Source organism: Psychrobacillus sp. FSL K6-4615, assembly GCF_038008225.1.
Classification (GTDB): domain Bacteria; phylum Bacillota; class Bacilli; order Bacillales_A; family Planococcaceae; genus Psychrobacillus; species Psychrobacillus psychrotolerans.
The window spans coordinates 245,440-272,222 of the sequence record NZ_JBBOYQ010000001.1 but is presented as its reverse complement, the minus strand read 5'-3'; the positions used below and the strand labels follow the sequence as shown (position 1 = coordinate 272,222).

23 protein-coding genes are annotated in these 26,783 nt (G+C 35.9%); 7 read left to right on the top strand and 16 right to left on the bottom strand.

Annotated elements, in window-relative coordinates; translation table 11 throughout:
* Positions 1–48: 48 nt before the first annotated feature.
* A complete protein-coding gene (locus tag MKX53_RS01355) occupies positions 49–1,071 on the top strand; it encodes an ATP-binding protein (protein WP_340908511.1) in 1,023 nt (340 codons plus the stop codon).
* A gap of 59 nt (positions 1,072–1,130) precedes the next feature.
* On the top strand, positions 1,131–2,420 hold the full coding sequence (locus tag MKX53_RS01350; protein WP_340908507.1) for a HAMP domain-containing sensor histidine kinase: 1,290 nt from the start codon (positions 1,131–1,133) through the stop codon (positions 2,418–2,420).
* A gap of 152 nt (positions 2,421–2,572) precedes the next feature.
* Here the strand turns inward: MKX53_RS01350 and MKX53_RS01345 are convergent, their stop codons facing one another.
* On the bottom strand, positions 2,573–2,902 hold the full coding sequence (locus MKX53_RS01345) for a hypothetical protein (RefSeq protein WP_340908504.1): 330 nt from the start codon (positions 2,900–2,902) through the stop codon (positions 2,573–2,575).
* A gap of 512 nt (positions 2,903–3,414) precedes the next feature.
* On the opposite strand from MKX53_RS01345, the gene MKX53_RS01340 reads away from it, so the two are divergent.
* Together MKX53_RS01340 and MKX53_RS01335 are read left to right on the top strand one after the other, a co-directional pair.
* Positions 3,415–4,650: a mechanosensitive ion channel family protein gene (locus MKX53_RS01340; RefSeq protein ID WP_340767965.1), complete on the top strand. Its 1,236-nt coding sequence runs from the start codon at positions 3,415–3,417 to the stop codon at positions 4,648–4,650.
* A 176-nt stretch (positions 4,651–4,826) separates the two neighbouring features.
* Positions 4,827–5,627 carry a hypothetical protein gene (locus MKX53_RS01335; RefSeq protein WP_340908502.1) on the top strand — a complete coding sequence of 267 codons (801 nt, stop codon included), beginning with the start codon at positions 4,827–4,829 and terminating at the stop codon, positions 5,625–5,627.
* Positions 5,628–5,688: 61 nt separating this feature from the next.
* On the opposite strand, the gene MKX53_RS01330 is transcribed toward MKX53_RS01335, so the two are convergent.
* The 10 genes from MKX53_RS01330 to MKX53_RS01285 all read right to left on the bottom strand — a co-directional run bounded on the left by MKX53_RS01330 (position 5,689) and on the right by MKX53_RS01285 (position 16,490).
* Positions 5,689–6,438, bottom strand: a complete 750-nt coding sequence (locus tag MKX53_RS01330) for an amino acid ABC transporter ATP-binding protein (protein WP_340761217.1) — start codon at positions 6,436–6,438, stop codon at positions 5,689–5,691.
* A gap of 40 nt (positions 6,439–6,478) precedes the next feature.
* Positions 6,479–7,135: an amino acid ABC transporter permease gene (locus tag MKX53_RS01325; protein ID WP_093536386.1), complete on the bottom strand. Its 657-nt coding sequence runs from the start codon at positions 7,133–7,135 to the stop codon at positions 6,479–6,481.
* Between the two features lie 42 nt (positions 7,136–7,177).
* Positions 7,178–8,332 (bottom strand): saccharopine dehydrogenase family protein, encoded by a 1,155-nt coding sequence (locus MKX53_RS01320; protein WP_340767962.1) that lies wholly within the window; start codon positions 8,330–8,332, stop codon positions 7,178–7,180.
* A 39-nt stretch (positions 8,333–8,371) separates the two neighbouring features.
* The gene (locus MKX53_RS01315) at positions 8,372–9,154 is read right to left on the bottom strand and encodes a transporter substrate-binding domain-containing protein (protein ID WP_340908499.1); all 783 of its coding nucleotides are present in this window, start codon (positions 9,152–9,154) and stop codon (positions 8,372–8,374) included.
* A 322-nt stretch (positions 9,155–9,476) separates the two neighbouring features.
* Complete coding sequence (locus MKX53_RS01310; protein ID WP_340761214.1) at positions 9,477–10,739, bottom strand: PTS ascorbate transporter subunit IIC; 1,263 nt, start codon at positions 10,737–10,739, stop codon at positions 9,477–9,479.
* Position 10,740: 1 nt separating this feature from the next.
* Positions 10,741–11,016, bottom strand: coding sequence for a PTS sugar transporter subunit IIB (locus MKX53_RS01305; RefSeq protein WP_340761213.1), 276 nt, complete (start codon positions 11,014–11,016; stop codon positions 10,741–10,743).
* Positions 11,017–11,071: 55 nt separating this feature from the next.
* Positions 11,072–13,120, bottom strand: coding sequence for a BglG family transcription antiterminator (locus MKX53_RS01300; RefSeq protein WP_340908496.1), 2,049 nt, complete (start codon positions 13,118–13,120; stop codon positions 11,072–11,074).
* Between the two features lie 358 nt (positions 13,121–13,478).
* Positions 13,479–14,381, bottom strand: coding sequence for a glycine betaine ABC transporter substrate-binding protein (locus tag MKX53_RS01295; protein ID WP_340908494.1), 903 nt, complete (start codon positions 14,379–14,381; stop codon positions 13,479–13,481).
* On the bottom strand, positions 14,378–15,235 hold the full coding sequence (locus tag MKX53_RS01290) for an ABC transporter permease (protein WP_340767957.1): 858 nt from the start codon (positions 15,233–15,235) through the stop codon (positions 14,378–14,380). Before MKX53_RS01290 ends, MKX53_RS01295 begins: the two co-directional genes overlap by 4 nt.
* Position 15,236: 1 nt before the next feature.
* Positions 15,237–16,490: a quaternary amine ABC transporter ATP-binding protein gene (locus tag MKX53_RS01285; protein ID WP_340908492.1), complete on the bottom strand. Its 1,254-nt coding sequence runs from the start codon at positions 16,488–16,490 to the stop codon at positions 15,237–15,239.
* 213 nt (positions 16,491–16,703) lie between these two features.
* Here MKX53_RS01285 and MKX53_RS01280 point away from each other — a divergent pair, with 213 nt between their 5' ends.
* A complete protein-coding gene (locus MKX53_RS01280; protein ID WP_093536404.1) occupies positions 16,704–17,252 on the top strand; it encodes a GbsR/MarR family transcriptional regulator in 549 nt (182 codons plus the stop codon).
* Positions 17,253–17,577: 325 nt separating this feature from the next.
* The gene (locus MKX53_RS01275) at positions 17,578–18,438 is read left to right on the top strand and encodes a YsnF/AvaK domain-containing protein (RefSeq protein WP_340908490.1); all 861 of its coding nucleotides are present in this window, start codon (positions 17,578–17,580) and stop codon (positions 18,436–18,438) included.
* A gap of 81 nt (positions 18,439–18,519) precedes the next feature.
* On the opposite strand, the gene MKX53_RS01270 is transcribed toward MKX53_RS01275, so the two are convergent.
* From MKX53_RS01270 to MKX53_RS01250, 5 genes are all read right to left on the bottom strand, one after another.
* Positions 18,520–19,137: a hypothetical protein gene (locus tag MKX53_RS01270; protein ID WP_340908484.1), complete on the bottom strand. Its 618-nt coding sequence runs from the start codon at positions 19,135–19,137 to the stop codon at positions 18,520–18,522.
* Positions 19,138–19,146: 9 nt separating this feature from the next.
* Positions 19,147–20,331: a ParM/StbA family protein gene (locus tag MKX53_RS01265; protein WP_093536410.1), complete on the bottom strand. Its 1,185-nt coding sequence runs from the start codon at positions 20,329–20,331 to the stop codon at positions 19,147–19,149.
* A 566-nt stretch (positions 20,332–20,897) separates the two neighbouring features.
* A complete protein-coding gene (locus MKX53_RS01260) occupies positions 20,898–24,050 on the bottom strand; it encodes a DEAD/DEAH box helicase (RefSeq protein WP_340908483.1) in 3,153 nt (1,050 codons plus the stop codon).
* Positions 24,051–24,228: 178 nt separating this feature from the next.
* The gene (locus MKX53_RS01255; protein WP_340908481.1) at positions 24,229–25,530 is read right to left on the bottom strand and encodes a hemolysin family protein; all 1,302 of its coding nucleotides are present in this window, start codon (positions 25,528–25,530) and stop codon (positions 24,229–24,231) included.
* A 35-nt stretch (positions 25,531–25,565) separates the two neighbouring features.
* The gene (locus MKX53_RS01250; protein WP_340908480.1) at positions 25,566–25,985 is read right to left on the bottom strand and encodes a MerR family transcriptional regulator; all 420 of its coding nucleotides are present in this window, start codon (positions 25,983–25,985) and stop codon (positions 25,566–25,568) included.
* A gap of 194 nt (positions 25,986–26,179) precedes the next feature.
* Between MKX53_RS01250 and MKX53_RS01245 the strand changes: the two genes are divergently transcribed.
* A complete protein-coding gene (locus MKX53_RS01245; protein WP_340908478.1) occupies positions 26,180–26,653 on the top strand; it encodes a general stress protein in 474 nt (157 codons plus the stop codon).
* Positions 26,654–26,783 lie beyond the last annotated feature (130 nt).

Below are 26,783 nucleotides of genomic sequence, written 5' to 3'. Positions count from 1 at the left end.
TATGTTCTAGATTTGAGGATAATTCCTTTTTTATTGGGTGGTCTTTATTTGAGGCTCAGTCCTATACTAGGATTTTTGGTTATTTTCTTTCGTGCATTCCATGGAATAGACCTTGGATTCTTTATAGCAATTGCATTTTATAGCGTGTTTAGTTTCTTTATATGGCGTATTTCTCCTTGGTTTTTAAAACTCACTTCTACTACACGAATACTGTTTTCCACCGGTATTACTTTACTATTAAGTGTAGGTATCCTACTCACCATAGCATTAAACACAGTATCTGCTGACCAATTGCTAGACATAATCATTGCTTATGTAGTAGTCCCACCACTTGGAGTTGCCCTGCTTTCTTCTCTCATTGAAATAAGAGAAAAAAATCAGCAGTTGCAGCAACAGTTAATAATTGAAGAAAAGTTGGCTGCAGTCGAACAAATGGGTGCTGCAATATCTCACGAAATACGAAATCCATTAACTACAGCAATTGGATTTATCGATCTCCTCGATCAAGTTTATCTTGATAATAATAGAAGAACAAAATATCTCTCCATTATAAAAAATGAGTTAGATTCTGCAGAAGGTATCATACAAGATTACTTAACCTTTTCTAAACCAGTTGTTGAATCAGTAGAGGAACTGGATATTCAAGAAGAACTAACGCATATTTTAAAATTACTACACCCTCTTGCTAATTATCATTCAGTGAAGGTTTCAACTGACTTTTCTACCTATGGAACAATCCAAGGAGACAAGTCGAAATTCCACCAATGTTTTATAAATATTATGAGAAATTCGATTGAATCTATGTCTTATGGCGGTGCATTATTGATCAAAACGGTGGCTACTCAGAACAAGATAATTATTTCTATACAAGATACAGGAACAGGGTTGAGTAAAGAACAAATTCAACGTATAGGAGAACCACATTATTCTACGAAGGGACCCCAGGGAACTGGTCTCAGCATGATGGTTGCTTACAGTATATTACGTGCTATGAGAGCGAGAATTGAAGTTCAAAGTGAGATTGGCAAAGGCACCACTTTTCAATTTCATTTTAAGATTAACAAAACTTAGATGAAGTGAAGATATAGATGAATCCTTTTAGGAATAAATAGTATTGGAGGAATAATACCTTGGAGTTAACAGTATACTTCTTTTTCAACTTATCCTTGTTAATCGTATTACTACTTTCAGGTTTTTTATGTGGAGAGAAGCTGAGAAGGTATTGGTCTTATCAAGCTATTTGCAACATCTATTTAATAATTAGTTTAGTAATCTGTTTTATTTTTACTTATGAAATTGAAGGTATTGAGGTTGTTTTTGATTTACGGAAAGTTCCGTTCATTATCGGTGGTTTGTATATGGGAATAGGACCTTTTTTGGCTACATTCATTGTATTCGTAAGAGGTCTTTTGGGAATTGATTATGGATTTTGGATGACTGTCCTTTATTATGGAGGACTAGCCATTCTTTTTTGGCGAATTGCCTCCTGGTTTTTAAAACGCTCTCCCATGCAGCGAATTCTTTTTACTGGATGCGTAACTTTTCTGTTCAGTTTTGCCCAAACTTTTACGATGGGAATTTGGCACTTACCTCACAGTAGTGCTGAAGTTTTGTTTGCTTACTTAGTCATCCAACCATTAGGAGCCGTAATTATTTCTTATATTATGGAAGAAATTATTATGACTATTCAATTGCGCCAACGCACTATAAAATCCAAAAGGATAGAGGCTGTTGAACGAATGGGTGCAGCTATTAGTCATGAAATTCGTAACCCATTGACAGCAGCAATTGGTTTTGTTCAACTTTTGCAAAGTAATGCTATTTCAAAAGAGAACCATACCCACTACATCTCCATTATTAAAAACGAACTGAAATCTGCTGAAAGAGTCATTCAAGATTATTTGAATTTCTCTAATCCTGAAATTAAATCGATGGAACCCCTACTTCTTCAGGAAGAGCTAGAACAAGTAGTTCAATTGCTACAACCATTGGCAAAGCGAAATTCGGTTAAAATAGTTTCTATTTTTTCACCGGGAGAGGGGATTGAAGGAGACAAACAAAAATTTCATCAATGCTTTGTAAATATTATGAAAAATGCAATAGAATCAATGCCTGAGGGAGGAATATTAACGGTTGAAACGGAGCGTACAACAACTGTAAGCATTCTCATTAAAGATACTGGTTCAGGTATGACACTTGAACAAATGACCCGTCTAGGTGAACCTTATTATTCAACCAAAGGAAGCAAGGGAACAGGTCTCGGTATTATGGTAGTGTATAGTATCGTACGTGCTATGAATGGTACAATTCATGTAGAAAGTGAAATTGGAAAAGGAACGACATTTAAAATTACATTTCCTTCCTTATTATCTAATTCGTTAGAAACAAAGAAAACTGAGAAAGAACTTGTTATGAGTTGATAAGTGCTAAGAAATTATACTAAAAATAGACTTGTCTCATTTTCAATCACAAGTCTATTTTTATTGGGTCTTAACTATTTTCATCTCATTTAGATTATTTGCTTTTCTGTTCCTTCTTTTTACAAGGATTAATCCGATTTGCAAACAAATATTTAACGCCGAGAACTATTTTCTTTTTTGATCCTTGAAATTTTATAAATTTGATTGCTTACAGGCATCGCTTTAAAACGATTATAAAACATAGGAAGAACGAGTCCCACATAATCATCTAAAAACTTGTTTTCCATTCTTTCTTCTATGAGAACTCTATACTTCACCAAAGCGCTTACGATCAGTTTTTCATTTGGTTTCGACATATTAATCGTCTCTATATGTTGAATCGACCGAGTCTTGGACTGCAAAATCTTTTCTACTTTTTTTTCATAATCTTTCGTATTTTTTACTTCTACCAACATATTTACTACCGTTATTACTTCAATCATTTGAAATCCTCCATGCGTGAATAGCTGTTACTCTTTACTAATGACAGCAATTATATCATTTGTAAAACATATAGAGAATACTTCATAACTTTAGCAAACACTTAACTAATTTATAACTGAAGTCTTCACTAGTAATGAGCTTTAATACGGCCCCTTCGATTTCGTCCCATTCTAATCCACCTTATCTATGAATCCCATAAAGCATTCCATGTCTGTTACTTGTTTTTAACAGCATATATATTATTTCCTTTTATCGCTTCCAGGTAGTCAACTTCCAACTTCCGATAGAGGATTATAAATAATTAGATAGGTAAATCATAATTGGAAATCTCCGTTCTTCCTCAAAAAGTTCATCTTATAGTCACTTCTCGAATGCTCATTTTATTCGCGAAGCCTCGAAGAAAGTGAAGTGCAATTTTTTCTGATACAATGGTTAATACCTCATTACACTTATGACAAAAATGAGTAGCAAACTTGATACCAACAATAATATATACAATGAGGTGAAATAGATGAATTACATTTATAACCAGCTTTTAGAATTTAATATGGATATAACCTGGGCCGGTTATCTTTCACTAATTATTATGGTGCTATTTATACTGTTTGTCTGTATAATCGCTAATTTTATCAGTAAAAAAGTAGTTATCAGGGTCATCACTAAAATCGTACAAAACACAAAATTCCGATGGGATGATATGCTTTTGGAACGAAAGGTTTTTCATAAGCTATCGCATATTGTTCCAGCGATTATTATTTATTTCTTTGCTTTCGCGTTCCCTGAATCCTTTCAAAATTTGATCCAAAAAGTTTCCATAGCATATTTAATAATTATGGGGTTAGTAATTATCAATAGTGCTTTAAATGCAATGAATGATATTTATCAAACCTATGAAGTATCAAGGACCAAGCCTATTAAAGGGTATATTCAAGTTGTTAAAATTATTATCATAACGCTTGGGATCATTATGGTGATAGCTAACCTGATTGGAAAGAGCCCACTTCTTCTTCTGAGTGGTATTGGTGCTCTATCCGCCGTATTCATGTTGGTTTTTAGAGATTCATTATTAGGTCTCGTTGCTGGAATTCAGTTGTCCACTAATGATATGGTCCAGGTTGGTGACTGGATTGAAATGCCGAAATACGGGGCAGATGGAGACATTATTGATATCTCCCTAAATACTGTAAAGGTACAAAACTTTGATAAAACGATTACGATGATTCCAAGCTATGCGCTAATATCCGATTCTTTTATAAATTGGCGAGGGATGCAAACCTCTGGAGGACGACGGATTAAGCGTTCATTATTTATTGATAAGAACAGTATTTCATTTTGTACGGAAGAGATGATTAATAACTTTAAAAATATCCACTATCTTTCAGACTATGTGACCCTTAGGGAAAGTGAAATTGCTGAGTACAATACAAGAAATAAAATTAATCACAGTAATCGAGTGAATGGAAGAGCTCTTACGAATATTGGTGTGTTTAGAGCATATATAAGCAACTATCTTCGACATCATCCTGGAATCAATCAGGATATGACCTTAATGGTTAGACAGTTAGCTCCAACCGAGAACGGATTACCGCTAGAAATATATGCATTTACTAACGACACACAGTGGGCTGTCTATGAAACGGTTCAAGCAGATATATTCGATCACCTTTTTGCCGTAGCCGCGGAATTTGGAATACAATTATTCCAGAACCCAACCGGGAATGATTTTAAAAAAATTGTTGATGTATGAGTTAATTAAGTTTATCAATTGAAAAAGGTATGGAAACTTTTACGTTTCTATACCTTTTTTGTTCTCCTGAAGTTTGGTAAAAGACCTTGGAATCCCAGTAAATGTTATATTCTTGATTACCAACGGAGTTTACTTTTTAATGAAGAGAAAAAATGAAGCGAGAAAGGAAGATTCAAATGAAATTTTTAACACCAATTTCCACCACTGCCCTTACCATAATTTTACTTAGTGCCTGTTCCACTAGCGATGATGTAAATAAAATGACGAATAATAGCAAAGAACAGATTTCGGAAGTACCGTCGGACAAAAACCTTCCACAGAAAGATGAAACCAATCAAACTGAACAAACTATGACACAAGCAGAAGTATTAGATGCAGTAAAAACTGACTTGAAAACTGATCTATCTAAAATGCTGCCAAGTGAACTACCATTAGAAGAAGGAAAATATTTAACCGCAATGACGAAATCAGATACAAATAATTATGAAGTTTTTTTTTATGAAAGCGATGAGCCCATTGCTGTTAATCATGAAATGTTAGCAGATAATGATCAAATTATTGCTCGTCTTAAAGCACAAAAATATGAGAGCATACAGGAAGCAAATGAACAAGTAGGATTTGAAAACTTTAGTGAGTTTGGAGGACAACCAATTGATCTTGGGTTTGGCATTACCGGCTATCAGGATGCTGGCGCTGGCTCCATGTGGACAAGTTGGAATGAAGGCCGTTGGGCAATCTCTGCACACACACATACTTCAGAAGGTGAAAAAGGAGAAAAACTTGCAAAAGAAGCCACTGAGTTTTTAGAAACTCATACATTACCTATTCCGAAACCGAACGGATTTGCTCATATTGACGTGTATCAATCAGATAATCGCATTATTTGGCAAAAGGAAAGTACAGTTTATATGATAGACGAAGTAAAGGATCCAATAATTGCTTTGGAGATTGCAACTCATATTGAAGAAAAAGAGTAAAGGAGTAAAAGGTAGCAGGCTCTATTCCAATTCAGAACTGTTATAGAACCTGGTACTCCTTTTACTTAACTATCGATAAGAACTGTCTCGTTCTTTCCTCTTTTGGTTTCAGGAAGATTTCTTCTGATGTTCCTTGTTCCACTATTACTCCTTTATCCATAAAAATAACTCGATCTGCGACGTCTTTTGCAAAGCTCATTTCATGTGTCACGATAATCATTGTCATTCCTTCTCGTGCTAAATCTTTAATTACCTGTAGAACTTCTTTTACAAGCTCAGGATCTAGTGCAGAAGTAGGCTCATCATAGAGCATTACCATAGGATTTAAGGCTAATGACCTTGCAATTGCTACCCTTTGCTGCTGTCCACCTGACAATTGAGCTGGGTAGTAATCACATCTATCTCCAAGACCGACTTTTGTAAGAAGTGCCTTCGCTAATATTCTAGCTTCTTCTACTTTGGTTCCATGTATTATGATTGGCCCTTCCATCACATTTTCAATGGCCGTTTTATGGGGAAATAGATTGAACGATTGAAATACAAACCCGGTTCTCTTCCTTAGTTCTCTTATTTCTTTTTTTCGTTTACTATTTGCTTTGCCACCTGTAACTACTTGGAATTCACCAATACGAATAATACCCTCCGTTGGCTCTTCTAAGAAATTTAGACAGCGTAATAGGGTTGATTTCCCTGAACCGCTCGGTCCCATAATTACAACCACTTCACTTTTAGCAATTGTTAAATCTATTCCTTTTAGTACCTCATTCGTTCCGAAGCTTTTTCTCAAATTATTAACTTGAATGATACTCATGAACATCTCCTATCATTCGTATTTAAAATGCTGCACGTACTTAGCGAACCAAGTATTTTGATGTACGAACTTCTAGTTTATCTAAAATGGTTGTGAAGAAAGTTATTAATATCCAATAAATAGCCGCAGCTAGTAAATAGATCGTGAGTGGTTCAAATGTTTTTGCGATGATTAAACTCGACATTTGTAGTAGTTCAGTTACCGTTATAACGGAGACTAGAGAGGTATCTTTGATGAGCACAATAAATGTGTTAGATAAGGTAGGAATAGCTATTCGAAGGCTTTGCGGAAGAATAATTCTCCTTAATGCTTGCGAATACGTCATTCCCATTGATAATGATGCTTCCATTTGACCATTGTCCACAGCAAGAATTGCTGCCCTAAAGGACTCTGAAAGGTAAGCACCAGCATTTAAGCTTAATGCCACTACTCCTGAAGATATTGGGTCTAGCGAAATACCAATCTGCGGCAACCCATAGTAAATGACAAAAATTTGAACAAGTAGAGGAGTTCCACGAATAATCGAAACATATGCTGTGGCAATTCCGTTTAATATTCTTACTTTTAGGATTCTTACAATTGCAGCAAAAAATCCAAGAACGAGTGCTATTATGATGGATATCGCTGCCAGTAAAATAGTCATTAAAGTTGCCTTAAGCAAAGATGGCAATGAATCAATAATTATCGTAACATCCATACATCAACCTCCTTTCCGACGAATTACAAGGTTGATAATCACTTAGAGTAAAATGTCTTCTTTAAAATCTATTTGAATTCCAAGATTGTTTAGCTCCTCCATAAATGGTTGGAACCTTTCTCTAACGATTAAGCTCTCTATTGGTACAACACCTGTCTCTATGATTTTTTTACAAGCAATCCATTTCGCCATGATCGCTGCAGGGATTGCCGTAGTTTTAGCCATAGAGGTAATCTTTCGTTCATGATCGTATAAGTCGACCATTTCCCATGTAAGTTTAGTTGGTTTTCCATCCTTAACTCCACTAACTTCCACTCGGAGCACTGTCACATCTTCATGAGAGGCACCTAGCATTTTAGGTGCCAAGATTCGCTCTGCAAATGCCCGTGGCGTGATTGTAACTCCTGCTACTGTAATAGGAATATTATCAAGAAATCCTAGTTCTCCTAATACATTCATCTTGTCCCAGTGCCCAGGGTATCTAACTGTTTTTTCATATAGGTTTTTCACTTTATCCTTAAGAATATAAGCAGTGCTATGCGCATCCGTAATAACAGCTTCACAGTCACCTACGGGTTGAGGGAATGTCATCTTTTCTAATCCTGATAAAGGAGATAGTTCTACAAGTTGTCCGTTTTCCACTGCAATAGCCGGTTTTGTATAAAGGCCTAGGACACTCTCTAATCGAAAAACAACCTGGTACCATAATGGGGGAACTGGATGTCTCGGAATCCCTCCACAAATCATAAGCGCTTCCTCTGCTTCCTCTAGCATCTCAATTCCTTGAGCTGCCAAAAAGTTCGTAATTCCAGGAGCTACTCCACAGCCTGGAACGATAATTACCCCTGCATCCATTGCTGCCTCATGTAATTCTATTTTTTCATTGAACATAGATCCTACTAAATCTACTAAATGACATTTCGATTCTATTGCTGCTTTTATAGCTACAAGACTCAAAGAATGAGGAAGACATGCAACTGCCACATCTGCATCCTTTAAAACCTCAGCTATGTCTTCTTTTGTTTCTAATGAAGCAACTTTTCCCACAACTTTATGACTATTTGAGATTTCTAAGCATTTATCTATACTCTCTTGCCTAACATCAACAGCAGTAATTAGATCTATATCAGTAAAATTGGCAAGTTCACTTACGACCGTTGTCCCGATCATCCCTGTTCCTAAAACTACGATATGCAAGGTTTTCTTTCCTCCTTATCATGTTTGTACTTTTGTTATTTATTGTTCAACAGGATCTGAACCAAACCACTTTTTATATATTTCCTTATACGTCCCATCCTCTTTCATCTCACTTAGAGCCTCATTCACCTTCTCAACAAAATCTTCATTACCTTTATTGACTGCCATCCCAACTTCGTCCACTTTGAGAATATCGCTCGCAACTTTGATCGGCAGATTATTTTCTTTAATGTTATAGCTCACTAGCAGTTGGTCATTAATAATGACATCTAATCTTTCATTTTTAAGATCCTCTAAATAATCGCTAAACGCTTTATATAGCTTGACGTCTGCACCTTCTACACTATTTGCAATTTCTTCAAACGTAGTTCCCCCACCTACACCAACTTTTTTACCTTTAATATCTTCTAGTTTACTAATATCGTTTGTTTCTTCACGGGTGATTAACACCGAGCCTGTTATAACATATGGATCAGTAAAATCTACACTTTTTTTCCTTTCCTCTGTTACAGTCATCTGCCCAATGATAATATCGAACTTATCTGCCTTTAGACCACCTATTAAGCCTTCCCATTTTGAAGTTACAAAGTTAGCTTTCACGCCTAATCTTTTCGCAATTTCATTTGAAATGTCTACATCAAAACCTGTTAGTTCGCCATCGTCATCTAAATAGTTAAATGGTGGATACGTACCCTCAAATGCCACATTCAGCACTTCGTCTTTTTCCATTCGATCTAGTACCTTTCCTCCCCCAAACCCACACCCCGCAACAATACTCATGACTATTAAAGTAATGATGCTCAAAATTAGTTTCTTCTTCAATGCTTGTCCCCCTTTATAATGTAAAACATTGTGAAATCGTCCAAATTCATTTTGGAAAACCAACTCCCTTTCAAACAATGTATTCTTTAGGACTGGCTTTTATAATCAGATAATCTAATAAATCAACATCGCTCAAAAAACAAAATCCCGTAGGAACAAGTATTACTCGTTCCTACGGGATTTTATGTGTTTGAATTGTATTTAGAAAAATAGTTTAGAGTCTTACTCGAATGTGGTTGACTCCCAATACAGATAAACAGCCATAGACTCCTGTCGTCCATGACTGTTTTACTTTTATATGTGTAAATTTATTAGTCTATTACTAACTAAATAGATTAATAATATAACCAATGATAATACCTACTACACCGAAATCAGAATCACCAAACGTTGTGCCTTCAAATCCTAGCGAACCAAGGACTGGTAATAACATTGCTGGTAGGAAACTGATTAAGATCCCTTGTACAAAAGCACCAATTATAGCACCTCTACGTCCACCTACTGCATTACCGAATACTCCAGCGGCTGCTCCACAGAAAAAGTGAGGAACAAGTCCTGGTACGATTACTGCCAATCCAGCGAGTGGAAGTAAAAACATACTTAGTAATCCAGCTACGAAACTTGATAAGAACCCAATAATAACTGCATTAGGTGCAAATGGGAACACGATTGGTACATCTAGTGCAGGTTTTGCATTTGGAACAATTTTGTCTGCAATCCCTTTAAATGCGGGAACAATTTCAGCGATCAACATACGAACACCAGCTAAGATGATGAACACCCCAGCAGCAAAAGTAATGGCCTGAAGTAATGAGAATACTAAGAAGTTTGTACCATCACTAAGGTTTTCCTCTATGTAAGTCGGCCCAACAAATAATGAAACTACAAGGAACATAATAGTCATTGTTAACGCTAATGCTACGGATGAATCACGTAAGAAACCAAGTGATTTTGGCACTTTAACCTCTTCTGTTGACTTCGTTTTATCTCCTGTCAGTTTAGCAACTTTAGCAGCAACGAAATAACCGAAAGAACCAAAATGTCCTACAGCAATATCATCTGAGCCCGTAATTTCTCTTACCGTAGGTTGTAGCATTGCAGGTAGTAGAACCATCAATCCACCTAAAATTAGAGACCCAAGAATTACAAGAGGAACACTCCCCATCCCTGATGTGGAAAGCACAGCAGCAAGTAAACAAGCCATGAACATAGTGTGATGTCCTGTTAAAAAGATATATTTGAACTTTGTGTATCGTGCTAAGACGATATTCACTATCATACCTATTAACATAATCATAGCGGTCTCCGTACCAAAAGCATTTTGGGATAACGCCACAATTGCTTCATTGTTTGGAATAACGCCTTCAATATTAAATGCTTTTTCGAACATTTCTCCGAAGATAGTAAGAGAACCCGTTAATACTGTCGCACCTGCATTAAGAATAATGAAGCCCATAATCGTTTTTAATGTACCGGAAACAACATCGGTAATGGCTTTCTTCTGCAAAAGTAAGCCAAACAAAGCGAACAACCCTACCAATATAGCTGGAGTACCTAGAATATCCTTCATGATAAAATCAAACATACTATTTTTCCCCCACGATATGAGTAGTTAACGCTTTCTGAATTTCATCTGCACTGACCATATTGACAATACTAATCGTTTTTTTGTTGCCATCTTGCAATTGCTCCATAATTTCAGGAGTACCAATATAGTAATCAGCTACTTCTGTCTTTGCACTAGCCAAATCCATATTCTTGCATTCACCGTCTATATTCAATACTTTTAGTGCCTTATTTACATTCATCGACAATATAAAACTCGTACCTAAACCGTTTCCACATACTGCTAAAATTTTCATTTTTACTTCCTCCTATTAATAGTTAGTTTCGATTGTATTTTTCATTTTTGTAAGCTTATAGTTCAGAAAACTCTACAACTAAGTTTAGAATATCTTCTTTTTTCTCAGCCTTCTTTAAAAGTTCTAATTTTTCGGGATCACTCAACAAGGTAGTTAATTGAGCTAATGCTTTTAAATGTGTTTGGTTATCAATAGCAGCTAAACAAATGAATATTTCTACTTTGTTTTGCTCTTCCCCTAACAAGTAAGTAGGTTCTGATAATTTCAACAAGCTCATGCCTAATTTCTTCACACCGAATTCTGGGCGTGCATGCGGTATCGCCACTTGTTCACCGATAATAATATACGGTCCCATTGTCACTACGTTCTCAATCATGACATCTACATACTGGTTTGTAATGGAATCATTTAATAACAGAGGTTCCGCTACGGCCTTGATTGCATCTTTCCAATCGCTTATTTCATCTATAAATTGGATATTCTCTTCGATTAATAAATCCTTTAACACTGGTTGTTTCCTCCCTATATTCAAGTAATCATTTTTAAACAAAGCCTGTTGTAATGCGATTTTTAGCAGCTCAGGTTGTTTAATATCCGCGTACTGACGAATAATCTTTATTAATTCATCTGAGGTTGGATTATGGTATGACTGTTGGAGCGTGAGTCCTTCTACTGTTTGTATTAGTTCCTTCTTTTCCATTTCACTCATAATTGGTCTAATGATAAATAATGGCTTTTTTGTTTCAAGTACCACAGTAGAAAATACAAGATCGTACTCCGTATCTGCAAGATGTTGAAAATCATAGGATGAAAACGATGAAGTCCATTTAAACTGTGGAAAAAGTGACTTTAATTGATTTTCCAACATTAAACTTGAACTAATACCATTTGGACAAACGATTAAAGCTCTAAACAACTTTAGCGAGCTGTCACTATCCTTTTTAAGCAATCCACCAAAATGAAGGGTTAGAAATCCTACCTCATCTTCTGGTACCTTAATGTTTAACATTTGCTCAATTGGCTTGAGTACTTCTTTTACGACGATAAACAAGTCTCGATGCTCTTCCTTAATATCATTAAGTAATACATTTGTAATTGGTATTTTAAAGAGCATCCGGTAGTAGGCAGGCTTAAAATGTAAATACAATGTTTCCATTGCTTTGTTTCTATCTAATAATTGGATACATGCATAACGTTCAAAATTAACAATAATTTGTTCTGTAATCGCAAATAGTGCATCCGTTCTAACAGGGCTAACCTCCCCTTGGCATATGCCAAGCAGTTGAATTGTCAAAAAGGCAACTTCTTCCCGATTAGTTGTATATCCCAAGCGTTGCTGTATCAATGTAGATACTAGAAAAGCTTGTTGATTTTCCAAAAAACTCACTGTATCTGGATAGATTTGCACCCGTTTATGTTGTTGTTGACGAATATGAACCATTTGAAGTAAGTAGATAAATTCATCCAATCTATCTTCCGTGAATGCAAATGAATACTGCTGTTCAAAATCCTTCAATACTTGCTGGTAGTTATCGTACTGATTCTGTAATTGTTGCTGCTGAAATATAAATGTGAACTTTTCATGAGCATATGATTTAATCTTCAATGTAGAAATTGCTTTGAGCATTAAGTTTCGCTTATCTTCTTCTGTCCCTTTTAAATGGTATCCATGTACACGCGAATAGCGGACTTCTACACGGAAATCGGCACAAAAATTATTAACTCGCTTCACATCTGAACTGACGGTATTTTTACTAACGCCAAACAAGTGTTGAAAGTGAAAATTGGAGAGAGGCTCATGTCGGATAAAGGTATATAACAAGAATATGATTACACGCTCTTCTTGCTCAAAAGAAAATTGATTTGCTACAAAGCCTGCTCCATTTTCCTTCCAGTAATCGATTACTTCTTGCCCTATTATGATTCGGTCACCCGAAATGTTAATGGGCGTTACCCCTACTTTATATAAGAAGCTATTAACTTTTTCTACATCATATTGAAACTGATGTTCAGTTAGGTTTATCTTGTCCATAAAAGAGTTTAGTTGCGTCGGTTGCAATTTCATCAATTGATAAAAAGTATTCAGACTTCGTTTTTCCAACATCCCTAGCTCCCCCTTAATATAAATTATAACGGAAATCGCTTTCACTTCAGATGACATTTGGTCACAAAAGTTACTTTCAATTCCTTACCTCATTGGTATGTACATTTTAGCTCAATTAAACTCATTATCATAAATGCGGGCCTGAAGGTTCAAAAAAAGACAAAACCCCAATGTTAAAAAAGATATATATATTTAATCCTAAATATTTTGCCCACTACTATTGCCTTATCATATAGAGAACATAAAGATTCACTAAAGGTAAATCCCTAAGCGTATAATCATTATTCTTTTGAAGATAGAAATAAAAAGAAAAATCTCCTCAGAATATCTACTCTGAGGAGATTTGTTTCGTTTCTAGTTATTTTTTTAAGTCTTCAATAGATGTGATGTCCATATATGCTGGTACAACTAATCCAATTTTCACACCTGTCATGCTTGTACCAAGATCTTCGAATTTGCCATCGAATTTCTCAGCATACGTAGCATGTGTTAATGGTAACCAACCTGCAAGCGATGCATCTGCACTACCGTCTGCAACAGCAGTCCACATTGGACCAGCTTCCACTTGAAGCATTGTTACGTCATAGCCCAAACTTGTTAATACGATGCTCATAACGTTCGTGCTGGCAATTTCACTATCCCATGCAACATATGCAAGTTTAATCTTGTCACCATCCACTTTTTCAATACCTTCTGTCCATTCTGCAACTTTCTCAGGATTTGTATCAATCCATGTTTGTGCAGCTACTTCAGGTTTTTCACCGTCTTTGATAGCAATCATTACTTCACCCATTTCATCCTCCGTCCAGTTGAAATTAGAAAGGACTTGGTGAGCTTCTGGCATATCTTCTTGTAATCCAGTACGACCAATTGTGTGAATTTCTTCTTCTCCACCATATGAACCTTTTGGATCTTCAAGGTATTTTAAATCATATTCAGCAAATTTCCAGTGAGGAGTCCAACCAGTTACCACAATTGGCTCTTCCGCATCATATGCTTTTTTTAGAGAGGCTGTCATTGCAGCACTTGAACCACTTACAAGGTCCCACTCATCTAGTTCATAGTCTGTAATAGCTCGTTCTGTTGCTTCCATAATTCCAGCTCCAGGATCGATACCCGTAATTTTGTAGTTAAGGGACTCTCCTACTGCGGAGTCTTTAGATGTTGAATCATTTTTCTCATCTGCATCACCACATGCTGCTAACCCAAGTGAAAGTAATGCAATTGCACCAATACCTGTTATTTTTTTTGCTAATGTCATAATGAATGTCCCCCTAATTTTTTCTTTCTATTTCCAGCGTATTGCGTGACTCTATCTAAAATAATCGCTACGATTACAATGGATAATCCCGTTTCTACACCAACTCCTGTTTTCAATTGCGTAACAGAGCGGTATACCTCTTCCCCTAAGCCTGGCGCACCTACCATTGATGCGATTACTACCATCGATAGTGCTAACATAATACTTTGGTTTACCCCTGCCATAATTGTAGGTTTCGCTAGAGGAATTTGGATTTTAAATAAACGCTGCCATGTTGTTGAACCAAATGCTTCTGTTGCCTCTATTAAATCTTTTGGAACTTGCTGAATGCCTAACATCGTTAAACGTATTGTAGGAGGCATTGCGAAAATTACCGATGCTACAACTCCCGGAACTACCCCAATGTTGAAAAAGAAAATCGCTGGTATTAAATATACGAATGCAGGCATTGTTTGCATTAAATCTAATATTGGATTTACTACCTTTCGCACACCTGCTTTTTGTGAACCAAGAATCCCCACAGGAATACCGATTACTAATGCAAAAATAACGGAAGTAAGTACTAGCGTTAACATTTGAAGCATAGGGAACCAATATCCTAAGTAATCAATGAATAAGAGTCCAATCAATGAAAAGAAGGCAATCTTTCTTGTAGATATAATTCCAGCTATCAAAGCAAAGATAAAAGCTAGTAATATAGAAGGAACTAAATCCAATATATCTACTGAACCTTCTACTACCCCTTCTAATACATCGGCAAATCCGTCCAGACCAGTCCCGAATGTATCTACTAACCAGTCAACACCAGTATCAATCCAATCAGCAAAAGGTAAACGAGGTAATAATTTATCCATCTTACTTCACCTCCGTAATAGTTTGCTCTTCGGAATCCACTGTTCCATCTTTGTTTATAAAATCATTATCCCCAGATAATGCACCTATAAGAGCACCACGAATGATAATCCCTTGCAGCTTTTGTTCCTCATTGATAACAGCAACAGGAATGCTCGCGGTTGACACTACATCAAATAGTTCCGTTAGCACTGTATCAGGTGAAATCATCGGAAGGTCAGAAATAAGGACATCATTCAAAGACTTCTCCGATTCAATAGCTTCTAGAGTATCTTGCGCAGTTACAGCACCTAGTAAGCGATTCGCATTATCCACTACATATATAGAAGAAATTCCTAGTTGTTTCATCAGTCGAAGTGCTACACGCGGACCACGATCAACTTTTACTGTGTCGGCTTTTTTCATGATGTGACCAGCAGTTAGTACTTTAGACAAATCGACGTCTTCCACAAACCTTTCGACATATTCATTGGATGGACTCATCAAGATTTCTTCAGGTGATCCAATCTGAACTATTTCTCCGTCTTTCATCAGTGCTATACGATCACCGATACGAAGTGCTTCATCTAAATCATGTGTAATGAAAATAATTGTTTTTTGCATATCGTGATGAAGCTGAAGCAACTCATTTTGCATATCTTTCCGTATCAGTGGATCTAATGCACTAAACGCTTCATCCATAAGCAAAATGTCGGGGTTATTTGCCAGTGCTCTAGCAAGTCCGACACGCTGTTGCATACCCCCACTTAGTTGTTTCGGGTATTGGTCTTCATATCCCGCCAAACCAACAAGTCTTAATGACTCTGTTGCTTTTTCGTTCCGTTCTTTTTTAGATATCCCTTGGATTTCTAGACCATATTCTGTATTTTCAACAATTGTTTTATGTGGGAAGAGCGCAAAGTTTTGGAAAACCATACCAATTTTCTTCCGTCTTACATTACGAAGCTGCTCTTTATTCATCTGTACAATATCTTTACCGTCCAGTAATATTTGCCCCATCGTAGGATCTATTAATCTATTAAGTAGTCTTACTAATGTTGATTTACCACTTCCGGATAGACCCATTATGACGAAAATTTCACCTTCATTTACATCAAAGGATACTTGTTTTACCCCCATAGTTGCCCCCGTGGCTTTTAATATTTCACTTTTTGTTTTGCCATCTTTCAGCATCTGTATAGCACGGCCACTACTTTTACCAAATATCTTAGTAGCGTCTTTTACCACTATTTTTTTATTTATGTATTCCTCAGTCATATCTTCACTCCTTACCGTCCGAAAAATCCGAACCCAATTCATTATAGTGGTTTTTTCGTATAATTTCAACAGTATTAACTATATTAATTGTTTGTACAGTTAAAACTGTACGTAAAATATTTAAAAAAATTGCTTTTTGGGTAAGGATATAATACATTTAAATTTAGTTAGCAGATGATTTGAATGAAGCTAATTTCAGTGGAGGGAACGTATATGGAGGACCATGAAAAAATAGATAAAGCACGGGAAAGAATTATAGAAGCAATTGCCCAAAATATACATTTATACGGCTTGGTGCCTTCTGCAGGTAGACAATTCGGCACAATGTTTTTTCAAAATGAACCTTTAACATTAGATGATATGACAGAAAAATTAGGCATGAGTAAAACAAGTATGAGTACTTCTGTCCGGGCACTGTCTGAACTAAAATTAGTTGAGCGTGCATGGAAAAAAGGAGTTCGAAAAGATTTATATAAAGTAACCGATGATTGGCATCAAAGCTTCATCGATTTATTTTCTATTAAATGGCAGAGATCGGTTACACTTCATTCAGCAGCTATTAAAAAGTCACTAGCAGAGTATGAGGAGTTATTGCAAAATCCAACACTTAGTGATGAATTGCGTGAAGTGGTTGAAATAGATATTAGTAAGCTTAAGTATATGAAAGATTACTACAACTGGCTTGAACGCCTCATAGATGCATTTGAGGACCAACGAATTTTCGATTTGGTTCCTAAGTTCGAGAGAGACTCTAAAAATTAGAGATTTCAAGATAACCCCCAAATAATCAGCACTTTTCATAGTGCCAATTATTTGGGGTTTTTGTAACTCTACCCAAGACATCTCCAATTATTTTACCCTTAGCTCGCTTAAAAAAATCCAATTACTGGAATAATATTATCTTATATAAATTGTTTCAAGTGCTTTAAACCCTTATTTTATAAGCAACTGGCAGTTTTTTTAATTTTTTGTTTTGAACTTTATCCTATCTAAAAATGAAGTTGCTTTTGTTTAATTTAAAACATTGCTGGGTATTTTATTAAACATGCACGATATTAATATCTAATTTTTTAGGAGGAGATTAATAATGGCAAACAAAAAATATATTGGATCTTTTAGAACAGAACAGGAAGTAATCGATAAGATTAACGAGTTAAAACTTGAAGGCTATGTGGAAGAAGATATATATGTAGTGTCTAACGATAAAGAGTCGCTCTCTATTGTTCGCGGTCAGACGGATGTAGATCTATCTACAGTAGAAGGTAACTGGCTAGATAAGTTTATGGCTTTTATGAGTGGAGATGAACCAGTTCGAGCAGCGTTTCTAAATATGGGTTTCACTGATGAAGAGTCCGATCGGTATTATAATGAAATTAAAAGCGGTAGCATCCTTCTCTATGTAGATAAAGAGTACGGAACTATTTATGATGAGAACGATAAAGATCTAGGCACTACGCAAACAGGTACAAATTTCTCTACAACAGACAACTTCATTGATGGTCATACACAAGAAGAACGGATGCGCCTTCATGAGGAAAGACTTTCCATTGATAAGGAACAACAACTAGCTGGTGAAGTAAACGTTGAGAAACACGTTGTAGAAACGCAAGAAAGAGTTGAAGTTCCAGTAGAGCACGAAGAAGTTTATATTGAAAGACGTGCAGTAGTTGATGAAAACGCCACTGGAGAAATTGTAGATGATGGTGAAAAAATACATATTCCAGTTATGGAAGAGAGAGTAGAAGTAACCAAACGTCCTGTCGTAAGTGAAGAAATTGTTGTAGGCAAGAGAAAAGTAACGGACACCGAGTTTGTAAACGAGACAGTTCGTCGCGAAGAAGCAGATATCCATCGTACAGATGATATCGAAGCTAAGGCTCTAGATAATGATCCATTGGAAGAAAACCGTTTGTACAATGATCCTTTGAATAAACGTGATAGATTATAACCACAAAATTCCACTAGAACTAATACCCCCAACCAATATTAATGGTTGGGGGTATTAGTTTACCTATTTATACTTCAACTATTATTTATTCATCCTGGAAAGAAAGTCACCAAGCAAATCATCCAAGCTTTCCATCTCGGTACTTTCCTCTGAATCTTCTTCAGTTATGGCATGCTCTTGTTTTGCTTGCTCCCAGTCAAAGTTCATTAAATCATCTTCGATTTCATCATCGGGTAATTCTGGGGGATTATTCTCTCGTTCCGTCAAAATGCTAGTATTAGTACTAATATCTAATTCACCTTCTACTTCTTCAGTAAGCTCAGCTTGTAAGTATAAGGCTTGGTCAATATCTAAGGCATTACTGTTAAGGGAAGCAAGAATAGACATTGCACGAACTGGATCAGACAACAAATGATAGACAATATTTCCTAGCATAGCTTCGGAATGTGCATGCTTGAGCCAGTTACGCTGTTCCTTACTTAACTGCTTAGGCATCGGGATAGTTATAGTTTCTCTATCCTTAGATAAGGAGGTACTTACTCCCTCCAAAACAAACTCTGCTATTTTACTTGAAAAGTTTCTTCTCTCCGTCTCTTTTAACTTTTGCATTTGCTTTAAAATGTGATCAGGAGTGTCAGAAGGCAGACGAAAAGTAATTGCTTGTCCCCTTTGAATACCAGAGTTCCTCGCTTTTTCCATGAAATCACCTTATTTTTCTACTTTTTGTTTCACTACTTCATTACTTTTTATATCTTTCTTATTCTTTCTCACAAAATCAGAGATTAATTTATGATAGGCATTTGCCATCATCCAAATGCTCTCTTTTTCATCTTCAAAGAATTCGATGTTATATCCATTTAGATTGTTGTTTAGTGTTTTGATATACTCTTTTAATACAATTGCTCCACCACCAACAAAGTAGCATATCTCTGTTTGCGAATTTTTTTGCCAAACATTACGTAAGTGACGATATTCTTTTTTCGCCAAGTCTAGCAGAATTCGGTCAGTAATATCATGAACGCTTGTACGGCTACCATTCACCATAATATGATTTCGATCATTTTTTCTAGTGATAATATCTACCACATCTCTACGGCTATCCAGTTCTACACCATGTTTTAATCTAATCTCTTCTCGAATAGACTCTAGAGCTTCAGAAACACCTAAATTGAACCCCTGCGCTTTATCATCATCTACATTACGATTTTTAATAACTGCTACATCCGTTGATAGTCCACCAATATCTTGAATCAGGATACTTTTGTCTACCAAATCTCTATTAATAATGTTTAGATCATTATCCATTATTAAGTTTATATATGCAGCAAATCCTTCAGGATAGATTTTAACTTCTTCAAACTTAATATTCACTTTTAATCCTTGATATTTAGGTGTCACTAAAAATTCCACTTGATGAACAGATCCTAAAAGTTGTGAACGATAACCTACATCCTTACCTTCTTTTACTTCACGTAAAGGTAAACCTGTACCCAATGTGTAGTTAGCATCTATTATATTATTATTCTTTTTGAATAGTTCTGAGTTTTCTTCTCTCACTGCATCTAAAGCTAAAGTAGCAAATAACATTACTAATGTTTGATCTTCTTCTGATTTGTTGCTACCAGGGTCTAATTCAGTTGCATTATCACTTTTTGTTGCTAAACTACCCACTCGGTAAATTATATTATTATCATTTAGGGCAGGGGAGTGAACTCTAATATGAATTCCTTCAATTGGATCCTTATCATTCAATTCCTCTATCCCTATAACAGGTCTGTCTTCTGTGGATACGGCTATTACGTTAGGAATATTGAGTTCATAATCTAACTTACCAAATAAAGCTTTAACTGAGTCATTTCCTACATCGATTGCACAAATTCTTGAAGTATTCATCAAATCATCCCTTCATCTATATGTTCTACCAATTTAAGGTTATCTTATAGAGTAAACACGGTCAATCCAACAAAAGATGTATTCAAATTGTAAACATTTAATCTCTCTTTGTATACAACTCTACTCATTACGTATACTTGTATACACAATTGCACACATATTGTTAAATCAACATGTACACCTCTTTGTGTACATGTTTACCATTATGTATACAATTTGTTTTCTTTTTGTATACTTGTATACATTTATGAATACATCACTAAAATTCAATTTGGGGGGGGATTTTCAATACTTTCTTTGGTACTTTTACTACAATAAAGTAATAAAAGAAAGAATAACTTTTAGCCTATTTGTAGTTCACTATTTAGAATTTAAATTATCCTATTCCGTTAATTAAGCACTTATCGGCCATTTAAGGCGTTTAATCTATTTAATAAACTTTCCTATTAGGAATCAAAAACAAGGTGCTAAAAACGATTATATAGAGCGCCATTTTCTGAATAAGAGCAAATATAAAAACCAAGTAAAGCTTTTATGCTTCACTTGGACTATTCTTTAAAAACTCCCTATTCAATCATTAAAATCTCTTTAATATCCTGTTCTGTCATTGCAGACAAAGTATCCTCCCCTGAGTGAATGACCTCATCAATGAGGCCTTGTTTTTTATGTTGTAACTGAGTAATTTTTTCCTCTATCGTACCCTTAGCTATTAAACGTATGACATGAACTTCGTTTTCTTGACCCATTCGATGAGCACGATCAGCGGCCTGCTGCTCCACTGCTGGATTCCACCAGAGGTCATACAGAATAACTGTATCAGCTCCAGTTAAATTTAACCCAGTGCCTCCTGCTTTTAACGAAATGAGAAATAGATTCCCTTCTCCGTTGTTAAAGCGATCACATAATTCTATTCGTTCTTCAGATGGGGTTTGTCCATCTAAATAGAAGTAAGGAGTCCCCTCTCGTATAAGTCTCCCTCTAATAATTCCTAGCAACTGTGTAAACTGCGAAAAAATGAGCACTCTTCTCCCCGATATTCTGCACTCTTCTAGAAGCTCCATCAATTGTTCAAATTTAGCTGAACTTCCCTTGTAACCATCTACAAATAGAGCTGGATGACAACAAAGCTGTCGAAGTCTTGTTAAACCCGCTAATATTCTAATGCGATTCCTTTGAAGATCCCCTTTTTTTAAATGCTTCAGTGCATCCTGTTTAAGTTCAGCCAAATAAGCGGCATATAATGTCTTTTGTTCGACTTGTAATTCAGAGTAGAGCATTGTTTCTGTTTTCTTTGGTAATTCCTTCAATACATCTTGTTTCATCCGACGCAAAATAAATGGTCGGACCCGTTTTGCAATATTTTCACGACTTAATTCACTAAAGGCTCTTCTTCCAGGTAATAGTTCGGGAAATACAACATGGAATATAGACCAGAGCTCGTCTAATGTATTCTCGATTGGTGTTCCTGTTAGGGCAAATCGGAAATCTGCTTTGATCATTTTTACTGCTTTCGCTGTTTTGGTTACCGGATTTTTGAAGGCTTGGGCCTCATCTAAGAACAATGTATGAAAAAATCGTTCCCGGTACAGATCTGTATCCGATCGTAGCGTTGGATAAGAAGTAATTATTACATCAGTATGTAAAGTATGTCTCCACAAATCACTTCTTTTTGTCTTATTACCATCTATCACCTGCACCTGGATATGTGGAGTAAACTTTTTTAGCTCGTTCCTCCAATTGTATAAGAGCGATGCAGGGCACACGATTAACACCGGTAAATTTCTCGCACGAATATCTGGAAGAACAGATTCAATAAAGGCAATACTTTGAAGGGTTTTTCCAAGTCCCATATCATCGGCGAGTATACCACCAAATTTGTATTTTGCCAGTAGCTGAAACCAACGAAAACCTACTTTTTGATAGTCTCTAAGTATCGTTTCCAGAGGTATAACGCCATCCAATTCTGAGTTTTCAGGGTCATGTAAGTTTTTCATGAGCTTTGCAAATTTCTCACCAGGTTCTAATAGATCACTTTGATCTAAAGCATCAATCATTTGCATCCCTTTTATTAACGGTATATGGATTTCATCGTCAAATGAATCCGTCGTGATTCCCATATCAATAATAAAGCTTGATAATGCTTGATATTCAGGGGTTTCAAGTGAAACTAAGTTACCTCCTGGAATACGGTAAAATTTCCGTTTTTCTTCGATGGAGGTCATCAATCGCTGAATTTCCTTCTCTGAAATATCTTTTAAATCGAATTTAAACTCTAACCAATCTGTTCGCTCTTTTACTTCTACTTTAATCCTCGGACCAATATATCCTCTTTGTACACGCAATTTAACTGCTGTCGAGGCATATATTTGGACCCACTTTTCCATACCAGATAGCACATGATATAAAAAGTGATACTCTGCCTCTTCATCAAACAAGTAGAATCCCCCCGAGGTTTGAGAAAATCCACTTTCCATTAGCACATCGATAATCTTTTGTTCTTTATCCAACTGCCTTCTAATACCCGGATAATGCATAACATCTGACTCTATCTCCTCACAAGGATTTATAACCAGGTGTCCATAATGAAATTCAAGTCCTGCAAGTATTCGATGCTTGACTCGGTCTAAAAACAGTTTTACCCGGAGTGGAGTTTCTCCCATTCTTTTAGAAATAGATTCTGCAATATGTACATACCCCAGCTTCATAAGCCCTGGTATGGTTTTCTCCATAAAATAATCGATTTGAATCTCTGATATGACTAATTCATGTTTTCCAGACTGATCAAGCATCTCTTTTAGTTCGGCAAGTCTTATACATTCTTCTGGAAGAAGCTTATACAAAATCCCTTGTGAGAATGCATATCCATAGCCTTTCAACACAACAATTTGATCAAGTCCCTCCACATTCAGTTGGTAATTGGTCCTCTTCGTTTCATCAAAAGCAAAACGGAGTGGAAGATCTCTTCCAAACTTCACTCCACTATATTTTCTTTCCCCGTGAACGAATCGAACTAATGGCGCTTCTGTTAACAACGGGACTAACTGATCCCAATCGGATGCTGAGATGAGTAAGGTATCTGCTTGGAGGGATTGCTCATGCTGCCCTTTTAATAACAGCTGAAGCACGGCATCTGATTCTTTTGGAAAACTATATATCTCGGGAGCATAGTATTGTTCTGAGGCATATTCAAATGGCTCTTGTCTCTCCAAATTATGAAGAAAATCTTTCATGTTAGAAATACTATATAAACTATTTGTACCTACCTTTACCTGAATGCCAATTCCGTTATCCCAGCCATCAACTAGTGGTAATAGATGACATATAAATTCAATATGTAATGTTTGTCTTTTATCAAAATGTAGCTGTTTTGCTGTAGGGTGCACAGATCTGTTTTCAAACAAATCAAGCATTCTTGATGCCAGACGCTCTTCTGTTTCCTTTTCCTCTACTACAAAGAGCACTGCTGCAATATGCTGACAATATGTTTTAACAAATCCTATAGGCGGACAAGTACAAGTACCTCCAACCTTCCCCTCAACATCTGCTACTACCATAACTTCCACATCATCGACTGCATGCACAGTCGCATTTATGATAGAATCATCTGGTTGAAAAGAATGCACATGTACTTTTCCAGCTTGATAATAAGATTTACCCTTTTTAAAAGCGGTAACCCCACATAATTGCTTTATCTTTGCTTCATTCATCGAAAAATTCATTGTGTATCCTTTCTCGATCTTCCCTAAATTATTTCTGTTGATCGGATAGTTGTTGGCTTTTTACTTTATATTAACATATCTCTCCTGCCTACTCTGAAAATCGACTAGTAAAGTGCTATATAAAAAAACCTTCTAGATTTGAGCTCTAGAAGGTTCAATATTATTCACTTTCATAGTATTAAGAAGGTATTTTTATCGCTTCAATAAAATGTATTTGATGACCATCTTTTTCGTAAATAGAGAATTTATAGCCATTATACTCAACCTGTTTATCCATTAACAGGTCCATATTTTGCGTGTAATACCAACCACCAAATGTATCAACATCTGGATTTTCTAACTCAATTTTCAAAAGTTTCGCTACATCGTCTAGTAGTACTTTTGAGTGTATTAGATAATGATCATCTTTTAGTTTGCGAATGTCCGCTATTTCATCTTCATCAAATTCATCACGAATCTCTCCAACTATTTCTTCAAGAATATCTTCTACTGTGACAAGACCAGAAGTACCACCATACTCATCTAAAAGAATAGCAATATGAGTACGCTCTTTCTGCATTTTCAATAATAGGGAATTTATCGGTATAGTATCCATTGTATTTATGACAGGGTTTGTAAACCTTTCCATCGTAAACGTCTCCGCAGTAACCCGATTACTCATTCCCTGCGTCAAAAAGTCTTTAATATTTATAAAGCCGATTATATTATCATGGTCTCCATCATAAACAGGATAACGGGTGTAGCGCTCTTCGGAAATTAATGTAAGTACTTCATGAAATGTTGCATTCTTTTCAAAACCAATAATTTCAGTACGTGGCACCATAATCTCGCGAGCAATTCGATCATCAAATTCAAAGACATTATTCACATATTTCAATTCATTTTGGTTTATCTCTCCATTTTTAAAGCTCTCTGCTAACAATAATCGCAGTTCCTCTTCGGTATGAGATAATTCATGTTCAGAAGCTGGCTTCATACCAAATAGACCTACTAAAATACGGGCGGAACCATTTAAGAACCAAATAAACGGGTATAAAATTCTATAGAAAATCATAATGGGCTTGGCAAAAAGAAGGGATACAGCTTCCGCCTTTTGAATTGCAACCGTTTTGGGAGCTAACTCCCCAACTACTACGTGTAAAAATGTTGCAATGGCAAACGCACCACCGATTGTAAAGTAATGAATATATTCAGTACTAATACCGATACCATTAAACAAAGGATGTAGGATGAATTCAAATGTCGATTCACCCACCATCCCAATACCAAGTGCTGTAACAGTAATTCCTAACTGACAGGCCGATAAGTATTCATCTAGATGTGTGGTAACATGTTTTGCTGCAAGCGATCCTTTACGGCCCTCAGCCACAAGCTGATCTATTCTCGAATGCCTTACCTTAACGATTGCAAACTCTGTTGCAACAAAAAATCCTGTTAATGCTAATAAAATAATGAATATAGTTAAGTTTAATACGGTCAATAAGTTGTCTTACTATAGTAGTAAGACTTCACCTCCTAAGTGATAAGTAAAAGTAAAGATTGCATTAGCGCAACGCTTTCTGATGAGACTTTTTGTTTTATATTGTGTTGAGTAGCTTTTTCCTCTGAATTAATCTGTTCTATTAAATGAGTAACTTCTTTTTCTAAATATTGCATTTGTAAACGTAACTCCTGAATATCAACCTCTTCAACTTGAACCTCTTCAAATTGTTTTTTGATAGCTTCCAAAGACATTCCAGCAGCTTTTTTCTCCTCAATTATTCGTAGTTTCTCGATCATTTCTATAGAGTAATAACGATAATTAGAAGCGGAACGTTCAGCTTGTAGTAAGCCAAGCGTTGTATAATAATCTATTGTCCGTCTAGTTATACCTGTTTTTTCTGCTAATTCACCAATTCTTAGTTTTTCGATCCCAATTAGATCACTCCAAACCATCACGTTATAGTTTAAGTATAATAGTAGTTAAGTATATAAGCAATTATTTAGTGTAGAAAATTACACAACCTATGTGTTCTTAAAAGAAAATATATATTTCTACCCTTTAAACTTTGAAGAGAAATGTCTTTGTTTATGACAGGCTCTAATGGGTAAATTAATAGCAATACTAAAAAATATGGAGGTCTTTTAAAATGGCAGATAAAAAATTTGTGGGATCATTTCTAACAGAACAGGAAGTATTAGACAAAATCAATGAACTAAAATTAGAAGGATATGTGGATGACGATATTTATGTCGTAACAGATGACAAGGAATCACTTTCAATCGTGCGAGGACAAACAGCTGTAGAGTTAGAATCTGTAGAAGGTAACTGGTTAGATAAATTCAAAGCATTTTTGATGGGTGATGAGCCAGTTCGTGCAGCCTTTAGTCAAATGGGATTTACTGATGAAGAGTCTGAACGTTATTATAGTGAAGTGAAAAATGGAGGAATTCTCCTGTATGTAGACAAGAACTATGGTACTGTTTATGATAACTATATTAAAAATCAATCGGACTCTTCTTATGATGGAGATGAATTAGAAGGTCCTGGAGAACCCATCCGTGCAAAAGATGTAGAGAACCGTTTAAACCAATACCCGCTAAGTGACCGAGGAGAACGTTAATTTTTATATCGCGTTAGAAACTATCTGTTCTATCCCTAAACTTTACATACTCGTTTAGGGATTTTTTGTATAGTATACGAACAAAATCTTCTTGTATCATATGCTCGTTTTTATATCTGTTTAATGATAA